This is a genomic window from Thermoleptolyngbya sp. M55_K2018_002, from assembly GCF_015295965.1.
In the GTDB taxonomy this organism is placed as follows: Bacteria; Cyanobacteriota; Cyanobacteriia; order Elainellales; family Elainellaceae; genus Thermoleptolyngbya; species Thermoleptolyngbya sichuanensis.
Map to the genome: position 1 here is coordinate 1 of NZ_DVEA01000382.1, position 20575 is coordinate 20575.

Consider the following 20575-nt stretch of genomic DNA (forward strand, 5'->3'; position numbering starts at 1 on the left):
TGAACTCGGGTCGGGCTGGTTCACCCAGAGCCACTGTTCGTGGTCACTGCGGCCGCGACCCCACTGGTTGCCCGAAGCTGCTGCATCTTCTGGCTGACCATCACCGGACGTTGCCCTGCCCGACACCATTGCAGCAACTCCGATGTGCGGATCGCGCATAAATTGGTCGAAGGCAACTGATAGATCCGCTGAAGCGATGATTGATCATTCGTGACCAGCACCGCCAAATGCCCCGGCGAAGACAGCGCCAAAGCATAGGCGCAGCGGGCAGAGGCCAGGGTAATGCGGGCCCGTCGAGTCAGCGCCTGTCCGGCCGCTGCCAGCGACGGATGGTGTGCGTGGGCTTCAGTAATCGTCCAGCCGCTATAGGGATAAAAATGATTGAAAGATTTGCAAAGCTCCTCCAGATCAGGATCAGGAGAGCGATCGAACAGCAGCTTCATTTCCTCATAGACGGCCTGAGGAATATACGTAGAGCCAATGCGCGAAAACTCAATCCACTCCTTGGGAGTGCTGCTGGCCAGCGCACTAATATCGAGAACCAGCAAAACTGGGGGGGTCAATGACATGCGTTAGCCTCCAATGCCCAGACGACCTGCCAATCCTGGCGTAAGGGGCAGCAATGTTGCTGCCATTAAAAACAAAACCAGCAAACCCAATGCCGCCCGCGCATCATCCGGTTCCGATAGATCCTCGAGGGCGGGGCGCTCTAGCTCGCGTTGCAAAAACAAAATCAGCACGGCCCAATACAGCGCCAGGGGGTTTGTGAGAGACACTAAGCCCAGCAACACCAAGGTTGCTACTGTAGCGCGTCCAGCCGTTTTGCGCCCGTAGATCGACTGCACAATGCGACCGCCATCCAGTTGCCCAGCAGGCATCAGGTTAATTGCCGTGATCACCAGCCCGATCCATCCAACGATCACTAGCGGATGTACATCTACCAGAGATTGCTGAAGGGTTGTGCCCAGAACGACTCGTGCCAGCGTGCCCACCAGGATGGAACCCTGGAAGAACTGGGATGGAATTTGAAAGACGCTACCCTGATGGGATAATGATAGACCAAGAATCAGGATTGTAAACGAGAGCAGACCGCCTGCCAGCGGGCCAGCCACAGCAATATCGAATAGGGCTTTGCGATTGGGCAGCAGCGAGGCAAATCGGGTGATGCTGCCAAAGGAGCCGAGTTGGAGCGCGGGAATGAAGAACGGCGGGCCGAGGTGGATTCCCAACCGACGGGCTACGACACGATGACCGAGTTCGTGAACCCCAAGGATGAGCAGTAGCCCCAGCGCGATGGGGAGGGCTTGCCTAAACTTTGACCAGTCTGCAAATAGGTCAAAGCTTTGCAGCAGTCCAGCGGTTTCTAAACAGGTGAGAACCGTGGCGATCGCCAACACACCCGCCAGCCCAAACTGGAGCGGGGTTGTGGGGCTTGGATCGGCCGTAGCCGGGAGAACTACTACTGTGGGGCGATCATCGGGCCCGCTCAGCAAAAACAGCCGATAGCGATCGCCCACTCGCGCCTTCAGTCGTTCCGACAGCTTTGCATGGCTCTCTGCGACCTCACCCCGGAGGTTTCCCTTAAAAATTGCGCCGTCTAAATAGGGCACAGTTTCCGTCGCAAAAAACGTGTCGATGCCGAAAATCTCGCGGATAGCGGCCAGGTCTTCTGGGGGGAGTTTGGCGGGTTCGGCAGTGTCCGTTGCGGAAGGGGGCGCTTGGGGTTCAGCGGTCGTGGCCTGGGCATCCTCGTCAGTGCGGGAGGATTCTGCGGGGGCTGAGGAGAGGTGGGGCGATCGCGCTTCTGCGGCGGTATTTGCCTCGCCCTGTGCCCGCTTTTGCTCTGCTGCCAGGGTTCGCAGCCGTCGTCCCAGAAAAATGTAGAGTCCCGTAGAAGCCACGATCAGCAGCAGCACCGCCGCCAGATTAAGATACACGCCGACAGTGAATAGCCCAAAAAACAGCAGCCAGGGCAGCATCAGCACCAGAGATTGCAGCCAGGCCAGAATGCCGACCTGTCCCATCGGACGAGCGCGATAAAAGCCCCAGCCGAGGATGGCGATCGCCGCCGTCAGAATAAGCGCAGTGAGAGGCATTTTCAGATTTTTAGGAATGAGGGATAGAACGCTCAACTAGCGATTTTACTAAGCAATTTTGCTAGGCGATTTTGCTTATTTAATCACCCTACAGCGTTTTTGAAGCGAGTGAGCGACGCGGACTGGCAAGAAACCCCTGTCTCTTCACGGCGGCTCTCTTCACGGTGGCGCGTTTCTCACCCGCTCAAAACATGCGGCATCCTCCTGACCCGCAACCCACTTTCACTCCGCTACACTCGCCACCGCCATCCGTAAATTTCCGCCATGCTCCATCAGCAGGCGATCGCCCGTTTCAGCATCTACGCCCGCCCAGTGCATCAGCAGCGCCAACTTCACGCGACGACCGCTGTTCTCCAGCAGCAGCGCCGCGTCGGGACGGCTCAGCCCCGTGAGATCAGTGAGAATCCGCAGGGCCCGGTCGTGCAGCTTTTTGTTGGTCACTGCCACGTCCACCATGCGATTGCCGTAGACCTTGCCCAACTTCACCATTACGCCCGTCGAGAGGATATTCAGCGCCAGTTTGGTGGCCGTGCCCGCCTTCAGTCGGGTTGAGCCAGCCAGAATTTCGGGCCCGGTGATCAGGCGAATGTCGATATCCACTTCTGCGCTGACCTGTTCCGCAGGGACGCAGGCCAAAAATACCGTGGCCGCGCCCCGCTGTCGGGCTGCCCGGAGTGCGCCGTGGACGTAGGGCGTGGTGCCGCCTGCGGTAATGCCCACGACCACATCCTGGGCGTGAATCTGGTAATGGGCGATCGCCGCTGCGCCATCTTCCGCCCGATCTTCCAGGTCTTCGGAACTACGAACCAGCGCCCCTGCTCCCCCTGCGATGATGCCCTGAACTAGCTCCGGCGGGGTGCAAAACGTGGGCGGACACTCCGCCGCATCCAGCACGCCCAGTCGTCCACTCGTGCCCGCGCCCACATAAAACAGCCGCCCGCCCTGTCGTAGCCGCGCCGCCGCACAGTCAATTGCTGCTGCTAGCGCTTCTCGTGCCCCAGCTACAGCGGCGATCGCCCGCGCATCTTCTTGGTTAAACAGGTCTACGATCTCGCCCGTGCTGAGCTGATCGAGGGAGTGGCTGGCGGGGTTGGCCTGCTCGGTCAGCAGGTGACCGCGATTTCCGTAGGGATCGCTTTGTGAATCGCCAGACGGAATACAATCGCCAGATGGAATACTTTGGGGGGGTGGGGAATCGGTCATATCAGCAAACTCAAACAAACGTTCAGCAAATAACGGGCGATCGCCGAGGCGAATTCACCAAGCCTCACCGACGGAGGCGAATTAACCGAAGCTCGTAAACCGCTTATCTCGGGCCGCTCAATGTCCCCTGCTACAGCAGGCCCTCAAGCTGCCGTCGAATCCGCTCTAGCTCAGCATCGGAGAGGGTGCTTAACGGCGTGTCGGAATCGGGGGACTTGGGATGGGGCGATCGCCCGTCGTCTTCCGGATTCCAGTCCAGTTCTTCCACATTCGTCTCTGGCGGCAGCGCCAGCGTCCCTTCGGGAACTAGCACACATTCGTAATGCGCCCCTTCGCAGAATTCCTCGATTTCTTCCGACTCAAAGCATTCCACCGCTGGACTGAGGAAATCCTGCGCTTCTAACATCAGCCCGTAGCGCGTCGCGTCGTCTTCCGACTCAAACATCAGCACCACGTTGCGATCGCCCTCCTGGATTTTGAGCGTGTGGATACCCTCATTCTCTGTTCCGGCGTTGAATAGCAAAACGTAAACTTGCATGGAGATCTGAAAAAACAGAGATCTGAAAAAACAAACGATGGGTTCAGAATCGACGCAGCGCGTAAATCCTGGATCTATCCTATGCTCGGATGGTCAGTCCAGCACTCATTTACCCAGCTTTCCCGACTCTAGACTCTGTTTGCCGAACGACAAAAAAGCAAAAAAGAGCCGACACAATAATGTCAGCCCTTGCATATCAGTTTTTTAGCGCTTTGACTCACCGACAAGGCGCGGATGATCTTAGGGCGCGTTTTAAAGCCCTTCGATCCCCCCTAGCCCCCCTAAAAAAGGGGGAAACAGAGCCGAACCACTCCGAAAGTCCCCCTTATTAAGGGGAATTTAGGGGGATCGACTCAAGGCAATCAACGACCTAGAAAGCTCTAAGACACTGCCTAGCGAATATATTCCTTCAGCACGCTGTTGCGGTTGGGATGACGCAGCTTGCGGAGGGCCTTTGCCTCGATCTGACGAATCCGCTCACGGGTTACGTTAAAGATCTGCCCGATCTCTTCCAGCGTCTTCATGCGACCGTCATCCAAGCCGTACCGCAGACGCAGCACGTCACGCTCACGCGGGCTGAGGGTACTTAGCACGCCTTCCAGATCCTCCCGCAGCAGGCTCTTGGAAACCTGATCTTCAGGCGTTTCGCCGTCCGATTCGATAAAGTCACCCAAGCGAGAATCTTCCTCTTTGCCAATCGGCGTTTCCAGCGAAATCGGCAGTTGAGCAGACTTGGCAATGAACCGCAGCTTCTCGATGGTCATTTCCATACGAGTAGCGATTTCTTCTTCAGTTGGCTTGCGGCCCATTTCCTGAGACAGTAGTTTAGTCGTCTTCTTGATGCGAGAAATCGTTTCGTAGAGGTGAACCGGAAGGCGGATGGTGCGAGACTGATCGGCGATCGCCCGCGTAATGGCCTGACGAATCCACCAGGTAGCGTAGGTCGAGAACTTGTAGCCCTTTTCGTGGTCAAACTTTTCAGCCGCCCGAATCAGACCCAAACTGCCTTCCTGAATCAAGTCCTGGAAAGACAGGCCCCGATTCATATACTTCTTGGCGATGGACACCACCAGTCGCAAGTTGGACTGCACCATCTTGTCCTTAGCACGTCGTCCGACGTGAAGACGATGGCGGAATGCAGGCAACTCCATCTCAACAGCATTTGCCCATTCGGCGTGCTTGGGTTCGCGGGCCAAGTCTTGCACCAGCCGCTCCCGAACGCGCTCTAGCTCCAGCAAATCTGCAATCTTCCGAGCTAGCTCGATCTCCTCATCAGCCCGCAGCAGGCGAATGCGGCCGATTTCTTGAAGGTAGAGACGAATGGAGTCTTCGGTGTAATGCTTCTTTTTGACTTGAGTCCGGCGGCGAGAGCGACCTTTTGCTGGCTTCTCGTCGTCTTCCTCAGCTTCATCTTCCGGCTGGATATCAAAGACATCCTCACGCCCGTCGTCACCCTCATCGACGAATTCAAAATCAGTCTCGGTTGGGTCAACAGTTTCGAGTACGTCATTCGCCTGGGTCATGCCGCGCTCCTCATGCTCCTTATGTCAAAGGTCAAAAAACTGGTCAAGCCAGAAGGTAATGAATGAAATGAAATAGTGACGGTTTCTAGATAAGCTAGCAATCCATCTAGACCTAAGCAATGGAGGAAACCGAGGGAGAAGGCCAATGAATTCCAAATTCTGCTGCCCTACGGCACGCGCCTTTCCCAAACCTGCCCATTCCCAATTTGCCTTAGTTGAGGCTTAGCAACAAACTCAGGAATCTTAAGTTGCAAGACTCAAGTTGCAAGACTTTAACTGCAAGACTCCCTGATTGTAGCCTTTCTCACAAAACTTGCACGCCTCAACCCCGCTTTGGTCATAGAAACCTGATAAGCCCCACCCAAGGGTGTTGCTGAAGTCTGATTCAGAAGTTTGGATATTCCGAATCAGATCAATACTCTAGCCATAGATGGCGGAATGTGCCAGCTATATTTTGAATTTTCCTCAGGGGTGACTCCAGCGTAACGAGCTTTACCGTTTGAACCGGCCGGGGAAAAAGCGTAACCTGCTCCGCCAATGTGCGGAATTGGGATCTGGCACTCCGGATGACGGAAAGCACGGCTGAAAACAGATTAGGGGGATTCTGTTTCCCTTTTAGAAATACTTTCTGCTCCGCCAAAGTCTGGAACTGCTGACGTGGCTCAGGGAAAGGCGATCACCCCTCCACCCGTCTGCATCAGCCGAATTGGAGTGCCTGCGAGAATCCGGGTTTGTCCCACGGGCACTTGTGCCAGGGCGTTGGTCTGGGCCAGATTGATGAGATTTCCAGAACTAAAGCTGCCGGGTGATTGGGAAAACTCATGACCCTCTTCTGTCACACGCAGCGTCCCCCAGAGGTAGGTTTCGCGCTTACCATCTGCCTTCAGGTCGTGAAGCGATCGCCCCCAGATCCACGCCGGCCCCCAGCCCGCCGACAGTCCCGCCTGTTTCCGCAGTGCAGGCAGCACAAACCGCCAAAAAGTGACCAGCGCAGACACCGGATTTCCCGGCAAGCCAAAGTAGGCCGTCGGGGGGTGGGATTGGGAAGCCTTAAACGTTGCAAAGGTGAGGGGCTTGCCGGGTTTGATGGCGATCGCCCGGATGTGGATCGTAGCTCCGAGAGCCTCCAGCAGGCGATCCACATAGTCATAGTCGCCCACCGACACGCCGCCGGAAGACAGCACCACATCGGCCGTGGACACTGCCTGGGCGATCGCCGTTTGCAAAGCGTCTGGCTGGTCGGGAACGATGCCCAGCATCAGCGGCTCGGCTCCGGCTTCGGCCACCAGCGCCGCCAGCGCATACTGGTTGGAATCGACAATTTGCCCCGGACGGAGCGGCTGATCGGGCGACACCAGTTCGTCACCCGTAGACAAAATGGCCACCCGTAGCCGTCGATAGACCGGAATCGTTACACACTGGGCCGCCGCCAGCACGGCGATTTCTGCTGCCCCCAGCCGAACTCCCGCAGGCAAGAGGCGATCGCCCGCCCGATAAAACTCGCCCCGACGGCGAACAAACTGCTGCGGCGTGGGCGCAGAGAGAATATAGACGCGATCGCCCTCTCGCCGCGTTTCTTCCTGCATCACCACTGCATCGGCTCCCGGCGGCATCATGGCCCCGGTCAAAATTCGCGCCGCCTGCCCTGGCTGGATGGTCTGCTGTGGCTGATATCCTGCTGGGATCTCCTCCACCACCGTCAGGGCAGTTGGCGCATCAGGGCAACTGGTGGCCACATCCGCCTGCCGCACGGCATAGCCGTCCATTGCCGAATTGTCCCAATGGGGAAAATCCAGCTGGCTGCTGACGGGCTGCGCCAGAATGCGCCCTGCTGTGGCCGATAGCGGCACCCACTCCAGGTCATCTTGAGGATTTAGAGGGTGCGTCAGGCTGAGAATTCGCGTTTCGGCTTCGAGGACAGGTAGCATGAAGGTCGAGGGAGGGGCAGGTTTAGGGTTCCAGGTTTGGTAAACCCGGTGATGCTTAAGCTACACCATCTACCAGCACGCTGAGGACAGGTCAGGTTCGGCAAATTCTGGGTTCGGCTCTAAAAATTCTTGTCTAACTCTCGCTAAAGAGTTGTCGATCTTGCCCTTGATATGAAAAAATAAGGGTTTGTGTTTAATTACTGACTCAGCAGGACTGGACTCGCTATGGCTAAGGGCGTTCGTGTCATTATTACGCTGGAGTGTACTGAGTGCCGCACCAATCCGGACAAGCGATCGCCCGGAGTGTCACGCTACACCACCACCAAAAACCGTCGGAACACCACCAATCGGATCGAGCTGAATAAGTTTTGTCCGCATTGCAACAAGCACACGGTTCACAAAGAGATTAAGTAGTCTCCCTCTCTTCTATCTAGATATCTACAACTCCGAATCCCAATTCCTATGACCTACTACCGCCGTCGCGTGTCTCCCATCAAGCCCGGAGATCCCATCGATTATAAAGATGTAGAACTGCTGCGTAAGTTCATCACCGAGCGCGGCAAGATTTTGCCTCGCCGCATCACCGGGCTAACGGCAAAGCAACAGCGCGACCTCACTCAGTCCATCAAGCGGGCCCGACTGCTGGCGCTGCTGCCGTTTGTGAACCAGGAAGGCTAGGCGTTTCGGCTTTGGGCGATCGCCCTCAATCTGTGTCATTGAGGCTATGTGATTGAGGCCTGATTGGGGCTGCCCAGGATACTTTCCTGTAGACACTGGATCGCACCTTAACATCGTCATCCCCTGATTCCACGGTGCTATGGACAAGGGAACATTAGTTGAATTTCGGCCGAGCGGCGAGGGCGGAGCGGGGGCTACTCGGCCGCGTCGTTTGGCCGTGGTCGATCGCCCAGAGGGAAAAAAGCTGTGGGTGGTGATCGATGAACGAGGCCAGGCTCATACGCTGCATCCCCGCGACATCACGTACACTGTTGCGAATCAAACCTATAAGCCGTCTGAAATTAGCGCCTTTCTGAAAGAGGTGCAGCCCTACCTTGATCCCGACAGCCTGGAAGTGGCGTGGGAATTGCTGATGGAGGATGGGGAAACGGTTGACCCAGCGGGAATGGCGCGGCTGCTGTTTTCCGATGACAGCCCCCCTTTGCAGTATGCTGCCCACTGTCTGCTGTCGGACGATCGCCTCTATTTCAAGCAGAAGGGCGATCACTACGAGCCGCGTCCCGCAGCGCAGGTAAAGGAACTCAAGCATCAGCTTTCGGTCACGCTCCAGCGGCAGCAGGAGTGGAAAGGTTTTTTGGCAAGATTGCGCCAGGTTTTGGCGGGCGAATCGCTGGAATGGGCAGCGGGCGATCGCCCCTGGCTAGAAGCCTTGGAGCGGTTTGCTACGCTAGGAGAAGAAGCCAGCCACCGCACCCCAGCGCTGGAGGTTTTATCGGCGCTAGGTCGTCCTGAAACGCCGGAAGAAGCCTTTCAGCTTTTGGTGGATCTGCGGCTCTGGCATCCTCACGAGAATTTGTTTCTACGGCGCAGCCAGATTCCAATCCAGTTCCCTAGCCGAGTCCTTGAAGTGGCCCAACGCTGTCTTATTGACCCGCCCGCCGACTCTAGCCGCGATCGCCTAGACCTGACTCACCTCAAGGTCTATACCATTGACGACGAAAGCACGCGGGAAATCGACGATGGTCTGAGCGTCGAGTTTTTGCCCGACGGACAGCACCGCATCTGGGTTCACATTGCCGACCCTAGCCGCTGGCTCACACCTGGCGATGCGCTTGATCTGGAAGCGCGGCGGCGCTGCATTACGTTGTATTTGCCGACGGGCATGACCCCCATGTTTCCGCCAGAGCTAGCCACCGGGCCGATGAGCCTAGTGCAGGGGCAGTTGTGTCATGCCTTTAGTTTTGGGGTGTTGGTGGCTGCGGATGGCGCAATCCAGTCCTACGAAATGCACCCGACGCTCATCAAGCCCACCTATCGCCTGACCTATGACGACGTAGATGAGATGCTGCAACTGGGCATCCAGGCGGAACCAGAGCTAGAGATTTTGTTTCAAACGGCAAGTCAGCGGCAGCGCTGGCGGATGCAGCAGGGCGCGATCAGCATTCAAATGCCAGAATCGTCCATCAAAGTGACCGAAGACGACGAAATTCGGATTGACGTGTTTGAAGAATCCGCTTCTCGAATTCTGGTGTCAGAAATGATGATCCTGGCGGGCGAGGTGGCTGGGCGCTATGGCGAGGCGCATGGCCTGCCGCTGCCGTTTCGGGGACAGGAACAGCCCGAACTCCCGCCCGAAGAGGAATTAATGCTGTTGCCACCGGGGCCGGTGCGGGGCTGTGCGGTTCGTCGCTGCATGAAGCGCAGTGAAATGGGCGTGACTCCGATCCGCCACGCGGGTCTGGGGCTGGAAGTCTATGTGCAGGTGACATCGCCGATTCGCCGCTACGCCGATTTGCTGGCTCACTTTCAGATCAAGGCGCATTTGCAGGGCGACCCGCTACCCTTTTCGCCAGAGGAAATGACGGAACTGCTGCAAGGCATCGGTTCCACGACTTACGAAATGGTGCAGGTCGAGCGCCAGACGAATCGCTACTGGAGCCTGGAATACCTGCGGCGCAATGCAAACGAGGTCTGGCCGGCGCTGGTGCTGCGCTGGCTGCGAGAGCATGAAAACTTTGGGCTGGTGCTGCTAGAAGATTTGGGACTGGAGATGGCGATGCGCTTTAGCCGAACTGTGGAAGTGGGCGATCGCCTCGATGTGAAAGTGTCCTATGTCGATCCGCGCCGCGATCTGATCCAGTTCGTGGAAATCGATCAGGCTGTTCCCCAGGCTGCCTCTTGATTTCCTGTCCGAAAGAATGGCTCAAATTCGCAGCAGAGCTTGGTTATCAATTGGGCAATAGTTTCCGCTGGCATCCAATGCGCTAAAGCGGTGGAGAAACTGACGAACCGCAGGCGGCAGGTGGTGAAAGTCGAACCAGGCATCGCCTTGAGCAATGTCTGCCCAGAAATGGCGCAGGTGGGGGGCGATCGCCCTGGCTTCGGCATCGGCTAGCGCCAGGGGCGGCAGCGTCAGCAGGCGATGCATAAAAGAAAAAGAGCGATCGCCCATCCAGTCTCGCGAATAGGTCTGCAAGTCGTCCCAGCCAGATACAGCTTCGACGCGAGTCGTGTCTACCTCAATTTGCCAAAATCCCTGGTCGTTCTGAGTTGCCACCAGCACCCGATAGGGATGGGGATAGCTGACCAGCGAACCTGTGGTGATTTCGCAAAACTCCCGGTGCTGCGCCACGTCTTGCACATGCAGATGCCCCGTGAAAATCAGCCGCACTCCCGCAGGCTCCAAGATCTCCAACAAATCAGCCGCATTTTGCAGCATGTAGCGCTGGCCCATTCCGTGGCGAGCCTGGCCCGGCAAATGCTCCAGCACGTTGTGATGCACCATTACCAGCACCAGATCATCGCCCACGGTGTCTAGCGTTTCTGCCAGCCAGCGCAACTGTGCCTCATCCAGCCAGCCCGTTGGTAACTGCACACCGTTTTCATCAAAGGCAATCGAGTTCAGCCCAATCAGCCGTACTCCTGGCAAGATTTCGCGGGCGTAATAGGGGCGATCGCCCGTGTACCCAAACGGCTGATAAAGCTGCGGAAAATCAGACAGCCCAATCGCTCGTTTCTCCGCATCCCGCGCAATGATGTCGTGGTTTCCCGGCACGACGTAAACCGGATAGGGCAATTGCCCCAGCCGCTGCACAAGCCACTGGTGGTTTTCCCATTCCCCATGCTGGGTTAGATCACCCGGCAGCAGCAAAAAATCCAGATCGGCTGTTGCCAGCGCTGCCAAAACTTGCTCCAGCGCCGGAACGCTGACTTCGACCAGATGAAACCGATGGGGATTGTCCCAAATCGTGTGCGGCAGCGCGATATGGGGATCGCTGATGACAGCAAAGCGAAAGCGAGAGGTCATGGAGGAATCGGGAAAAAAGCGAAATCTCCCTTCCATCCTAATCGGGCAGGACTTCTGTCGTTGAATGATTTTCGATTGCAAATTTCCCGCCGAGGGATTTTTGCGCCCTATGCTCGCGAAACGTGATTCAACGGTTCAGATTTCAACGGTTCAGATTTCAACGGTTCAGATTCAGCGGTTCATTTCCTAGTCCTAGACGGGCTGCTCTACGCAACAGTCGTCCTGCGAAAGTAGTCCTGCACGATGGCTTCGATCCGTTCGGCGGCCCGCCCGTCCCCAAAAGGATTGACCGCATTAGCCATGGCGCTGTAGGCCTCGGCACTGCCTAGCAGACTGGCGGCCGCCGCCAGAATATCATCCGGCCGCGTGCCAATCAGCCGCGCTGTTCCGGCGGTCACGGCTTCGGGGCGCTCGGTGGTTTCCCGCAGCACCAGCACCGGCTTGCCCAAACTGGGGGCCTCCTCCTGAATACCGCCGGAATCCGTCAGCAGCAAATAGCACCGCTGGATTGCGCCCACCAGTTCTGCATAGTCTAGGGGTTCTGTCAGATAGACGCGGGGATGGTCGCCCAGCAGCGCCGTCAGCGGTTCCCGCACGGTTGGGTTGCGGTGCAGCGGCAGCAGCAGCGCCGTGTCGGGAAATTTGTCCAGCACTGCCAGAAACCCCTGGGCAATGTCTTGGAGTGGCGCACCCCAGTTTTCTCGGCGATGCACCGTTGCCAGCAAGACGCGATAGTGATCCCAATTCAGATTGGGAACTGGACAGTCGGGATGGCGGGCGGCTACGGTCAGCAGCGCGTCGATCACCGTGTTGCCTGTTTGGTGAATTGCGCCCGTTACGCCCGACTGCTGGAGATGCTGCACGGCGAGTTCTGTGGGCGCAAAGTTAAGCTGGGCAATTTGGGAAATGAGGCGGCGGTTTGCTTCCTCTGGGAAGGGGTTAAATAAGTTGTCTGTGCGGAGTCCTGCTTCGACATGGCCCACCGGAATTTTTTGATAAAACGCCGCTAGAGCCGCCGCGAAGGCCGTCGTTGTGTCGCCCTGCACCAGCACCATTTGGGGGTTGAGTTCGGCAAACAGCGCCTCCAGCCCGCGCAGGCTGAGACAGGTGATGTCGGTCAGGCTTTGCTGGGGCTGCATGATGGCAAGATCGCGATTGGCCGTCAGGTGAAACAACTGCATCACCTGATCCACCATTTCTCGGTGCTGCCCGGTCAGCACGACCTGGGTGTCAAAGGCGGGGTTGGCCCGAAACCGCTGAATCACCGGGGCCAGCTTGATGGCTTCGGGGCGAGTGCCAAGGATAATGCAGATGCGGTGGGGCATTGGCGGGGTTGGGGTTTGAAGACAGAGAACTTAAAGACAGAGAACTTGAAGACAGAGAACTTTAAGGCAGAGAACTTGAAGACAGAGAAATGGAGATGAAGCAGGAAGGGCTAGGCGAAGACGACGGTGCGGTTGCCGTAGACAAGAACGCGGTTTTGCAGGTGATAGCGGACGGCGCGGGCGAGGACGATGCGTTCCAGGTCTTTGCCTTTGCGGATGAGGTCTGTGACTTGGTCGCGATGGCTGACGCGCACCACGTCTTGCTCAATGATGGGGCCTTCGTCTAGGTCTTGGGTGACGTAGTGGGCCGTTGCGCCGATGATTTTTACGCCGCGTTCGTAGGCTCGCTGGTAGGGGTTGGCTCCGGCAAAGGCCGGCAGGAAGGAGTGATGAATGTTGATCACGCGGGGAAACTGGGCGATGAAGTCGGCGCTCAAGACCTGCATGTATTTTGCTAGGACGACGAGATCGATGCGGTGGTGGCGCAGTAGCTCAAGCTGCTTGGCTTCTTGCTGGGGTTTGGTGTCGGGGGTGATGGGGATGAGGTGATAGTCGATGCCAAACTGCTGGGCGATCGCCCCCAGGTTCGGATGATTGCTGATGATTAGCGGGATCTCTGCGGCAAACTCGCCGGCCCGCTGTCGCCAGATTAGGTCAAACAGGCAGTGATCTTGTTTGCTGACCCAGATGGCAATGCGGGGCGTTTCATCGGAAAAATGCAGTTCCCACTGGGCGTTGAGCGGCTGGGCGATCGCCTGCCAGGCCACGCTAATGACCTCTCGCGGCAGGTTAAAGCCATCCAGTTGCCACTCGATCCGCATGAGAAACAGCCCAGCGGAAGCGTCTGTGTGCTGATCCGCGTGGATGATATTGCCACCATTGGAGTAGATAAAATTGGCAACCTTGGCAACAAGTCCAGGCTGGTCGGGGCAAGACACCAGAAGAATGGCAGTGGGGCTGGTCATGAATCCCGCACTACTCTTCGACCGCCAGACTGGAGCTTGAAGAAAACCTCGCATCCGTTTCCAGTTCGTCTTCTAGCTCGTCGTCTTCTAGCTCGTTGTCTTCTAGCTCGTCGTCTTCCAAGCCTTCGGGGAGCGCCACCGCTCCTGCACCCCCTTCACTGTCTTCGTCAATCATATTGGGGCTGATCAGCGTAATGTCGAACTCGTCAGGCGGAACAGTTGCTACATTCTCGCGCTTCAGCATGTAGTAGATGGCTTGAACCTGGGGCCCAAACACCACCTTGTCCTGGTTTTCCAGATCGTGGGCACCGAGTTTTTTGCCGTTAATCAGCAAACCATTGGAGCTAGCTTTGCCTTTGCCGTTGCCATCCACGATGCGATAGTAGTAGCCACCGTGATCGTCTACCATGCGAACCAGAGTGGCATGGTGTCGAGACACAAATTGAGAAATGAGCCGGATATCGCAGGTTGGGTCTCGACCGATCGAGTAAACCTCACTCTCCAGCGTGTATTCTCGCCGTCCCTTATTGTCTTCGATGATGATCAGGTGATTGGGGTGCGATGCTGACATGCAACGATGACTCGCTCAACAATGGAAAACAAAAATGGAAAACAAAACGAACCTGCAAAGGCGTAACAAATCTGTTAATTATCCACAACTTTCTTAAAGCTAGTGCGATAGACAAGACGCTGCGAAACCCTTGCCCTCTTGAGGACATCGCGCACCTAACTGTGTAAGAGAGTGCCGTAATAACAGAGCGGTAGAAGCAACCTACAGACAAGCCGGCCAAACGCTGTAGCCACAAGTCTGGCGATCGCACGTTTCCGTTAGACAACCCGTATCAACAGACTAATATAGCAACACCTGCGGCGATCGCCATACCCATTACGCCACAGGAGAGTCTGCGGTTTTCTGAGGGATGCTGCGGGATGCTGCTAGATCAGGGACAGTGACCCCGTATGTTTCTATTGGTTACGATTTTTTTAACCGTTTCGGTCTTCATTCAGCGACGTGGCGATCGCAGGCAGCGGCAGTCCTGGCGGGTATACGCCCTCTTCTTTAATGCGAGTGATCAGCGCATCGGGCACAGGCACATTCAACTGCTTGGCTACTGCTCGCACAATGTCGCCCCGATCTAGCACGCCCGCCACTGCTCCGGCCGGAGAGAGGACCGTAATCCGTTTCAAAGTCTCGGTTTCCAGTTTGCTGATGGCATCTGACAGGGGCGATGCTTCTGCAACGCTAGGGATTTCTGTAAGCGGATGAGCTATCTCCTGAAGCGTCTGATTCCACTGGCTGCGCTCGATCTGCTGCACATCTTCGACCAAGACCTGGCCCCGATAGCGCCCCTCCGACGCAGCATAGAAAGCCGGTGGATAGGCTTCCTCCTGCTGCACATAATCGCTGATGAAGCGTTCCAGGCTGAGGTCGGCATCGACCACGCGAAACTCGCGGGTCATCGCGTCTGCCGCTGTCAGCTTGCCCACAGCCTCCTGCACATCCGAAACGCGGCTGTAGGCGCGGGCATTGCTCAAGATAAACCAAGCGATTAGCCCCAGCCAGATGGCGTTGATGCTGCCTGCGGGAGACTGGATGTAGGCCATGACCGCCAGCGCAATGCCAAACCAGCCCAGCGCCTGTCCCGATCGGGCGGCCCAGCGCATTCCCTGGATGCGGCTGCCCGTCAGCTTCCATACTGCCGCCTTCAGCACTTGTCCACCATCCAGCGGCAGACCCGGAATCAGGTTAAACAGCGCCAGCACCAGGTTGATGGCAGAAAGCCGTGTGGCAATGAGGTGCAGGGGGGTATCCGTAGGAAGCACTTGGGCTGCCCCAGCCAGCAGCAGAAATAGCGCGAAGCTGACGGCTGGCCCGGCGATCGCCACCTGAAACATCTGCCCCGGTGTTTTGGATTCCCGGTCGATGGACGCGATGCCGCCAAAGAGAAACAGCGTGATGGAGTTGACCCCAATGCCCTGCGATCGCGCCGTCAGGCTATGGCCCAACTCATGCAGCAGCACCGACCCAAACAGCGCCAGCGCCAGCCCCAGTCCCGTGATCCAGGCAACGCCCGCTGGATAGCCTGGGCTTTGCTGCAACATCAGGCTGTTGGAATAGGTAAACAGCCCCAAGATCAGGAACCATGAGGAGTCAACCAGCAGTGGAATGCCAAAAATCGAGCCAACTCGCCAACCTGCCCTCATCTGCCCTCCTGGCTGCACTGGGGCGGCAAAACCCACCGCCTGATAAGACATTGCCTGGGAGACCGTTAACGCTGATAGCAGGGGTTGGGAGTGAAGACTCCGCAGCACTTGCGCGAGAGGAGTAGACGAGATTCAGGCTGAAAGCAAGCTTGAGACAAGTCAGCAAAGCTTTCAGGCGTTGATCCAACTCTCTGAATCCAATCCTCTGGTTCAACTGGTTCAACTCTCTGCAACTGCGGTAAACCGCTAAGACTTGCGCCAGTCCCGTCAGGCTTGCTCTCATTCTACTAGGCTGACCTGGCAAACAGATGAGCCTGGAGGATGGCTTCTAATATCAAGTCCTGAAATCTCAAGTCCTGAAATCTCAAGTCTTGGAATCTCAAGTCCTGAAAATACGGGCCATAAAAATACGGGACGAGGACAGGCAGGACTCTGGCGGCGAATGTTCCCTGAACAGGGCCACCTTGTTTCCTGCCCGTAGAGATGTTGGGCACTAGAGCGGCTCAGCGCTAGAGCAGTCCTGCATTCGACAGACCCAGCACAAACCCAGCCCCCAGCAGGTGGCCAAAGCTCATGGTGGCCAGCAGTTCTGGCAAGCCAAAGCCCGTGAACATGGCGGGTAGCTCGACGGGCAGCGCCGGGCCAACGCCGCGCTTTTGGATGGCGTAATAGCCGATGGCGATCGCAAACAGGTTCGCCGCCGTCATGACAATGGCGGTGTTAATCGACCAAGGGGCCGTTGTCGCCGTAGCGATGAGTGCAGTGTGAAACGCAACGTGAAACAATGTAAAATCTCCCCTTTTTTTGAACTCGCCGATCTCAAGCACGACGCTCAAGACGCAACGCTCAAGACGCAACGCTCAAGACGCAGTGCAAAATCATTCCTGATTTTAGAGAGGCAGGTTTGACGAAACACAATTTGTTGAAAGAGTTAACAGTTCTGGGCAATACCGATACAAAACTATGCAGAGACACTATGCAGAGTCCCGCCGAGTCCGTTTTTGCTGAGTTTTCCCTAGCGCGATCCGCGCCGCTGCGGGTCAAAATCTGCGGCATTACGCAGCCTGCCCAGGGACGGGCGATCGCCCAACTCGGCGTTTCGGCACTGGGCTTCATCTGCGTGGCTGCGTCGCCGCGCTATGTGACTCCAGCCCAGATTCGGGCAGTCGTTGAGGCGCTGCCGCCAGAAGCCCCGGTGGATCGGGTCGGCGTGTTTGTGGATGCGACCCTGGAAGAGATTCAGCAGGTGGTGGCGATCGCCCAACTCACTGCCGTTCAGCTTCATGGCAACGAGTCGCCGGACGACTGCCAGCGGGTGCGCGAGGCCTTGCCCCACATCGAACTCATCAAAGCGCTGCGGGTGCGTGATGCTGCGACGCTCGACCTGGCCCACCGCTACACGCCCCACATTGACACACTCTTGCTCGATGCCTACCATCCCCACCTCTACGGCGGCACGGGCGCAACCCTCGACTGGGCAATGCTGCGGGACTTTGACCCTGGCTGTCCCTGGCTGCTGGCTGGCGGCCTCACGCCCGACAACGTGCAGCACGCGCTAAGAGCGGCCCATCCCCACGGAATCGACCTCTCTAGCAGCGTGGAGCGTTCCCCCGGCGACAAGGATGTGAGGCTGGTCGAGCGGCTAATGGGGGCGATCGCCCAGTTGGGTCGTCAGGAATCAGGGTCTACTACTCAGGATGATTTCATCGGAGCGCGATCGCCAGAAAACCGAGAGTGAACTGCAACAAACTCTTGCAACAAACTCCTGCAACAAACTCTATAGAATTTGGAACTTTATCGCGTTCAGAACTGTGATACGAGTAAAGCATTCTATGTAGTGGGTTCATCGGTTAGGTGCGTGTCTGGCAACTGAGACGCTGCCCCTATGCGCTAATGTGAACCTGCTGGGCTTCGCTTTTTTTTGCTGCCGCCCCTGCCCTTAACCCCGATCCCTGAGATGGACGAACTGCAAGAACTGGTCATCGAAGCCTGTCGCCACCCGCCTGGCAGCCCCCAGCGTCAGCGGGCCTTGACCAAGGTGATCCGGCAGGCGTCGCGCAAGCTGTGGCGGGAGAATGTCGCCTATTACGAAGATGCGCTCCAGCAGACCTGGGTATATTTCTGCCAAAACGTCTGCGAAGCCACGACCGGCCGCAAATACGACCCCACTCAGAGCAGCGTGGTGACCTGGTTGAGTGCCTATCTGAAGCGGCGGCTGCAAGATTTTTACATTCAAGGTCGAGAGCAGGAAACTCGGCGGGCCTCTGTCCGGGGTATGGCCTCGCGCTCTGGCGAGACAGGGGAACTGATTGATCCGGTAGATAACCTGGCGGCTAATCCCGACGTGCCGCCTATTTTGCAAGACGTGCGGGACTGGGTAGAAGCGGACGGCAGTGGCGATTTGGTGAAAACCCACATCAAGGGGCGACCGGAGGTGAACTGTCAGGCGCTGTTGCTGCGGCGGCTGCCGCCAGAAGCAAGCTGGGAAGAGATCTCAGCCGAATTTGGGCTGCCGATTTCCACACTGAGTAGTTTTTATCAGCGGCAGTGTTTGCCCCGGCTGCGTAAATTTGGCGAGTCCGAGGGATATCTGTAAAGGAGGACTTGCCCGAGGACTGACCCTATGACATACAACACCGCCGAGATTGACGATTTCGCATTAACGCTGCCCCTGCCGCAGGCGGCCCGACAGCTTGCCCAGCAGTTTGCCAGCCAGCAGCCAACTCCGACCAAAGCCGAACAGGTGCGTCACAATACGCTGGCGGTGTGGGTGGTCAATGATTATTTACAAATGATGGGCATCGACACCGACCTGGAGCGGGGAGATAGCTGGAATGCGATCGCCCGTCTTGCGGCCGACGTTGCCGATTTGGAAGTCATTGGTGCGGGCCGACTAGAATGCCGCCCTGTTCAAAATGTATCCGCACCCTGCCCAGTGCCGCCCGAAGTGTGGGGCGATCGCATCGGGTATGTCGCGGTTCACATCGACGCATCTCAGCGCGAGGCCTCCATTCTGGGCTTTACCCCCACCCTGGAACCAGGGGACGACGGCCCAGCGCTGCATCCTGCTCATCTCCAGCCCCCTGAAGATTTGATGGATCATCTCGATCGGCTGCTGCATCCCCTGGTTGCAACGACGCTGGCGCGGGCAGGAGGCAGTCTCAACCAGTTGGGACGATGGCTGCAAGGGGCGATCGACGCAGGCTGGAGCGCAGTGGATGCCGTCCTGAGTGCAGAGCAGCTCAGCCCCGCCTATGCCTTTCGGCAGCTTAGCAATGCCGCTGTGCGTCGCGCCAAACTGGTGGAGGTGGGCGTTTCGCTGCCGCTGGTGATGGAACTTAGCCTCAGCACAACCCAACCTGGACAGACCGATATTTGCGTCCAGCTTTATCCCAGTCCTGGCACTTCCAGCCTGCCGCCAAACGTACATCTCCGCATTCTGGACGAGTCGGGCACTGTTTTTTTAGAGGCTCAGTCCACCACGCTCGAAGACTATCTGCAACTGCAATTTAGCGGAGTCTCTGGCGAAACCTTTGGGGTGCAAGTTGCCTTGGGCGACACGACCGCAACAGAAGCATTTTTGATTTAGAGCCGTGGACAAATTAGTAACGCTGCGATTTGGTGAAGGCAGCTTTGAGCAGGGGTTTCCGGCGACGCTCCAGGTCGGCGAAGAGACAGACGCGGCCTCAGGGCTGGCGATGCAACTGACAACCGAGGTGGTGGGGAAACTGCCGCCCGCGCCGGAGGTGGTGGCGTTATATCAACAGTGGCAAACGGCCTATCGACAGTTGGGCATTGCCACGCGACTGAATGCGCCCGACCATCAAATTAAAAATGTGTCGCGGTCGGCGAGTCGAGCGGCGTGTCAGCAGGTGGCCCGGCAATTGCGCGATCGCCTGAATGAGTGGCTGCGGGCAGAATCCTTTCGGCGGGTGCGCGAAACCTGGTTTGCAGCGCTGTCGCCGACCGACACCGTGCGGCTGATTGTGCAGACGGAAGATCGGCTGCTGCAACGGCTGCCGTGGCATCTGCTAGAGCTATTTGAGCAGCATTCCCACCTGGAAATTGCCCTCAGCGCCCCCACCTATCAGCGGGTACTGCAACCCCCCAAGCCCAAGGGAAAGGTGCGGATTTTGGCGATTTTGGGCAACAGCGCGGGCATCGACGTGCAGGGCGATCGCACGCTGCTGATGCACCTGTCGCCCCAGGCCGACGTGACCTTTCTGGTAGAGCCTGATCGCAAAGAACTGAGCGATCGCCTCTGGGATCAGCCCTGGGACATTCTGTTTTTTGCGGGGCACAGTTCCACCGAACTGGCCGCAGACTCAGCAGGCGGCGACACCGGGCGCATCGCCATCAACCCCAGCGATTCCCTGACGATCGAAGAGTTGCATTATGCCCTGCGAAACGCCGCCACCCAGGGACTCAAACTAGCGATTTTCAACTCCTGCGACGGGCTGGGGCTGGCCCGCGCCCTGGCCGACCTGCACATTCCCCAAATGGTGGTGATGCGGGAACCCGTGCCCGACCGGGTGGCGCAGGAATTTCTCACCAGTTTCCTGCGAACGTTTGTGCGGGGCGAGTCGCTCTATCTCTCGGTGCGGCGGGCGCGAGAGCAACTCCAGGTCTTGGAAAACGAGTTTCTCTGCGCCACCTGGCTGCCCGTCATTTGCCAAAATCCGGCAGAGCCTCCCCCCACCTGGCAGTCCCTCCTGGGGCGATTGTCCAAACCCGCAGAGTCGCCTAGTCCCCTTCCTGTTGCCGCTACTCGTCTGCACCGCCGCCGCCTGCATCGCCGCGAAGTCTG

Annotated in this window: 18 protein-coding genes and 1 pseudogene; 7 read left to right on the plus strand and 12 right to left on the minus strand. The window is 57.5% G+C overall.

The features are described from left to right. Positions 1–20 precede the first annotated feature (20 nt). From IGS51_RS19630 to glp, 6 genes are all read right to left on the minus strand, one after another. The gene (locus IGS51_RS19630; RefSeq protein ID WP_297080480.1) at positions 21–569 is read right to left on the minus strand and encodes a PIN domain-containing protein; all 549 of its coding nucleotides are present in this window, start codon (positions 567–569) and stop codon (positions 21–23) included. 3 nt (positions 570–572) lie between these two features. Continuing rightward, positions 573–2096 (minus strand): site-2 protease family protein, encoded by a 1524-nt coding sequence (locus IGS51_RS19635; RefSeq protein ID WP_297080481.1) that lies wholly within the window; start codon positions 2094–2096, stop codon positions 573–575. Between the two features lie 222 nt (positions 2097–2318). Further along, positions 2319–3299 (minus strand): N-acetylmuramic acid 6-phosphate etherase, encoded by a 981-nt coding sequence (murQ, locus tag IGS51_RS19640; protein ID WP_297080482.1) that lies wholly within the window; start codon positions 3297–3299, stop codon positions 2319–2321. 130 nt (positions 3300–3429) lie between these two features. Then, a complete protein-coding gene (locus tag IGS51_RS19645) occupies positions 3430–3837 on the minus strand; it encodes a DUF3110 domain-containing protein (protein WP_297080483.1) in 408 nt (135 codons plus the stop codon). A gap of 392 nt (positions 3838–4229) precedes the next feature. Beyond that, entirely contained in the window at positions 4230–5360 is a 1131-nt protein-coding gene (gene rpoD, locus IGS51_RS19650) for an RNA polymerase sigma factor RpoD (RefSeq protein WP_297080484.1), read from the minus strand. 662 nt (positions 5361–6022) lie between these two features. After that, positions 6023–7288: a gephyrin-like molybdotransferase Glp gene (glp, locus tag IGS51_RS19655; RefSeq protein ID WP_297080485.1), complete on the minus strand. Its 1266-nt coding sequence runs from the start codon at positions 7286–7288 to the stop codon at positions 6023–6025. Positions 7289–7513: 225 nt separating this feature from the next. Here glp and rpmG point away from each other — a divergent pair, with 225 nt between their 5' ends. The 3 genes from rpmG to IGS51_RS19670 all read left to right on the plus strand — a co-directional run bounded on the left by rpmG (position 7514) and on the right by IGS51_RS19670 (position 10148). Then, complete coding sequence (gene rpmG, locus IGS51_RS19660) at positions 7514–7702, plus strand: 50S ribosomal protein L33 (protein WP_172353332.1); 189 nt, start codon at positions 7514–7516, stop codon at positions 7700–7702. Positions 7703–7750: 48 nt separating this feature from the next. Continuing rightward, on the plus strand, positions 7751–7966 hold the full coding sequence (gene rpsR / locus IGS51_RS19665) for a 30S ribosomal protein S18 (RefSeq protein WP_068508773.1): 216 nt from the start codon (positions 7751–7753) through the stop codon (positions 7964–7966). A gap of 139 nt (positions 7967–8105) precedes the next feature. Continuing rightward, positions 8106–10148 carry a ribonuclease catalytic domain-containing protein gene (locus tag IGS51_RS19670; protein ID WP_297080486.1) on the plus strand — a complete coding sequence of 681 codons (2043 nt, stop codon included), beginning with the start codon at positions 8106–8108 and terminating at the stop codon, positions 10146–10148. 21 nt (positions 10149–10169) lie between these two features. Here the strand turns inward: IGS51_RS19670 and IGS51_RS19675 are convergent, their stop codons facing one another. The 6 genes and pseudogenes from IGS51_RS19675 to psaK form a co-directional block, all read right to left on the minus strand. Further along, entirely contained in the window at positions 10170–11273 is a 1104-nt protein-coding gene (locus IGS51_RS19675) for a metallophosphoesterase (protein WP_297080487.1), read from the minus strand. A 206-nt stretch (positions 11274–11479) separates the two neighbouring features. Then, complete coding sequence (wecB, locus tag IGS51_RS19680) at positions 11480–12598, minus strand: non-hydrolyzing UDP-N-acetylglucosamine 2-epimerase (protein ID WP_297080488.1); 1119 nt, start codon at positions 12596–12598, stop codon at positions 11480–11482. Positions 12599–12708: 110 nt separating this feature from the next. After that, complete coding sequence (purU, locus tag IGS51_RS19685) at positions 12709–13563, minus strand: formyltetrahydrofolate deformylase (RefSeq protein ID WP_297080489.1); 855 nt, start codon at positions 13561–13563, stop codon at positions 12709–12711. A 163-nt stretch (positions 13564–13726) separates the two neighbouring features. Then, a pseudogene (locus IGS51_RS19690) lies at positions 13727–14134 on the minus strand (FHA domain-containing protein); the annotation flags it as partial. A 413-nt stretch (positions 14135–14547) separates the two neighbouring features. Beyond that, positions 14548–15768: a site-2 protease family protein gene (locus IGS51_RS19695; protein ID WP_367279384.1), complete on the minus strand. Its 1221-nt coding sequence runs from the start codon at positions 15766–15768 to the stop codon at positions 14548–14550. A gap of 509 nt (positions 15769–16277) precedes the next feature. Continuing rightward, positions 16278–16523 (minus strand): photosystem I reaction center subunit PsaK, encoded by a 246-nt coding sequence (gene psaK / locus IGS51_RS19700; protein ID WP_216655357.1) that lies wholly within the window; start codon positions 16521–16523, stop codon positions 16278–16280. Positions 16524–16801: 278 nt separating this feature from the next. Between psaK and IGS51_RS19705 the strand changes: the two genes are divergently transcribed. The 4 genes from IGS51_RS19705 to IGS51_RS19720 all read left to right on the plus strand — a co-directional run. Further along, a complete protein-coding gene (locus tag IGS51_RS19705) occupies positions 16802–17506 on the plus strand; it encodes a phosphoribosylanthranilate isomerase (RefSeq protein WP_367279385.1) in 705 nt (234 codons plus the stop codon). Positions 17507–17716: 210 nt separating this feature from the next. Then, positions 17717–18364 carry a sigma-70 family RNA polymerase sigma factor gene (locus IGS51_RS19710; protein WP_367279386.1) on the plus strand — a complete coding sequence of 216 codons (648 nt, stop codon included), beginning with the start codon at positions 17717–17719 and terminating at the stop codon, positions 18362–18364. Between the two features lie 27 nt (positions 18365–18391). Then, on the plus strand, positions 18392–19357 hold the full coding sequence (locus tag IGS51_RS19715; protein ID WP_297080494.1) for a DUF1822 family protein: 966 nt from the start codon (positions 18392–18394) through the stop codon (positions 19355–19357). A 4-nt stretch (positions 19358–19361) separates the two neighbouring features. Next, positions 19362–20575 (plus strand): CHAT domain-containing protein (locus IGS51_RS19720; RefSeq protein WP_297080495.1); only part of this gene is annotated, 1214 nt, incomplete at its 3' end.

What these genes read in the sequence shown, in the direction of transcription:
- rpsR (WP_068508773.1), top strand. Translation starts at nt 7,751, where the DNA reads ATGACCTACTACCGCCGTCGCGTGTCTCCCATCAAGCCCGGAGATCCC.
- rpoD (WP_297080484.1), bottom strand. Translation starts at nt 5,360, where the DNA reads ATGACCCAGGCGAATGACGTACTCGAAACTGTTGACCCAACCGAGACT.
- murQ (WP_297080482.1), bottom strand. Translation starts at nt 3,299, where the DNA reads ATGACCGATTCCCCACCCCCCCAAAGTATTCCATCTGGCGATTGTATT.
- IGS51_RS19675 (WP_297080487.1), bottom strand. Translation starts at nt 11,273, where the DNA reads ATGACCTCTCGCTTTCGCTTTGCTGTCATCAGCGATCCCCATATCGCG.
- IGS51_RS19635 (WP_297080481.1), bottom strand. Translation starts at nt 2,096, where the DNA reads ATGCCTCTCACTGCGCTTATTCTGACGGCGGCGATCGCCATCCTCGGC.
- glp (WP_297080485.1), bottom strand. Translation starts at nt 7,288, where the DNA reads ATGCTACCTGTCCTCGAAGCCGAAACGCGAATTCTCAGCCTGACGCAC.
- IGS51_RS19645 (WP_297080483.1), bottom strand. Translation starts at nt 3,837, where the DNA reads ATGCAAGTTTACGTTTTGCTATTCAACGCCGGAACAGAGAATGAGGGT.
- IGS51_RS19670 (WP_297080486.1), top strand. Translation starts at nt 8,106, where the DNA reads ATGGACAAGGGAACATTAGTTGAATTTCGGCCGAGCGGCGAGGGCGGA.
- wecB (WP_297080488.1), bottom strand. Translation starts at nt 12,598, where the DNA reads ATGCCCCACCGCATCTGCATTATCCTTGGCACTCGCCCCGAAGCCATC.
- IGS51_RS19715 (WP_297080494.1), top strand. Translation starts at nt 18,392, where the DNA reads ATGACATACAACACCGCCGAGATTGACGATTTCGCATTAACGCTGCCC.
- IGS51_RS19630 (WP_297080480.1), bottom strand. Translation starts at nt 569, where the DNA reads ATGTCATTGACCCCCCCAGTTTTGCTGGTTCTCGATATTAGTGCGCTG.
- rpmG (WP_172353332.1), top strand. Translation starts at nt 7,514, where the DNA reads ATGGCTAAGGGCGTTCGTGTCATTATTACGCTGGAGTGTACTGAGTGC.
- IGS51_RS19695 (WP_367279384.1), bottom strand. Translation starts at nt 15,768, where the DNA reads ATGAGGGCAGGTTGGCGAGTTGGCTCGATTTTTGGCATTCCACTGCTG.
- purU (WP_297080489.1), bottom strand. Translation starts at nt 13,563, where the DNA reads ATGACCAGCCCCACTGCCATTCTTCTGGTGTCTTGCCCCGACCAGCCT.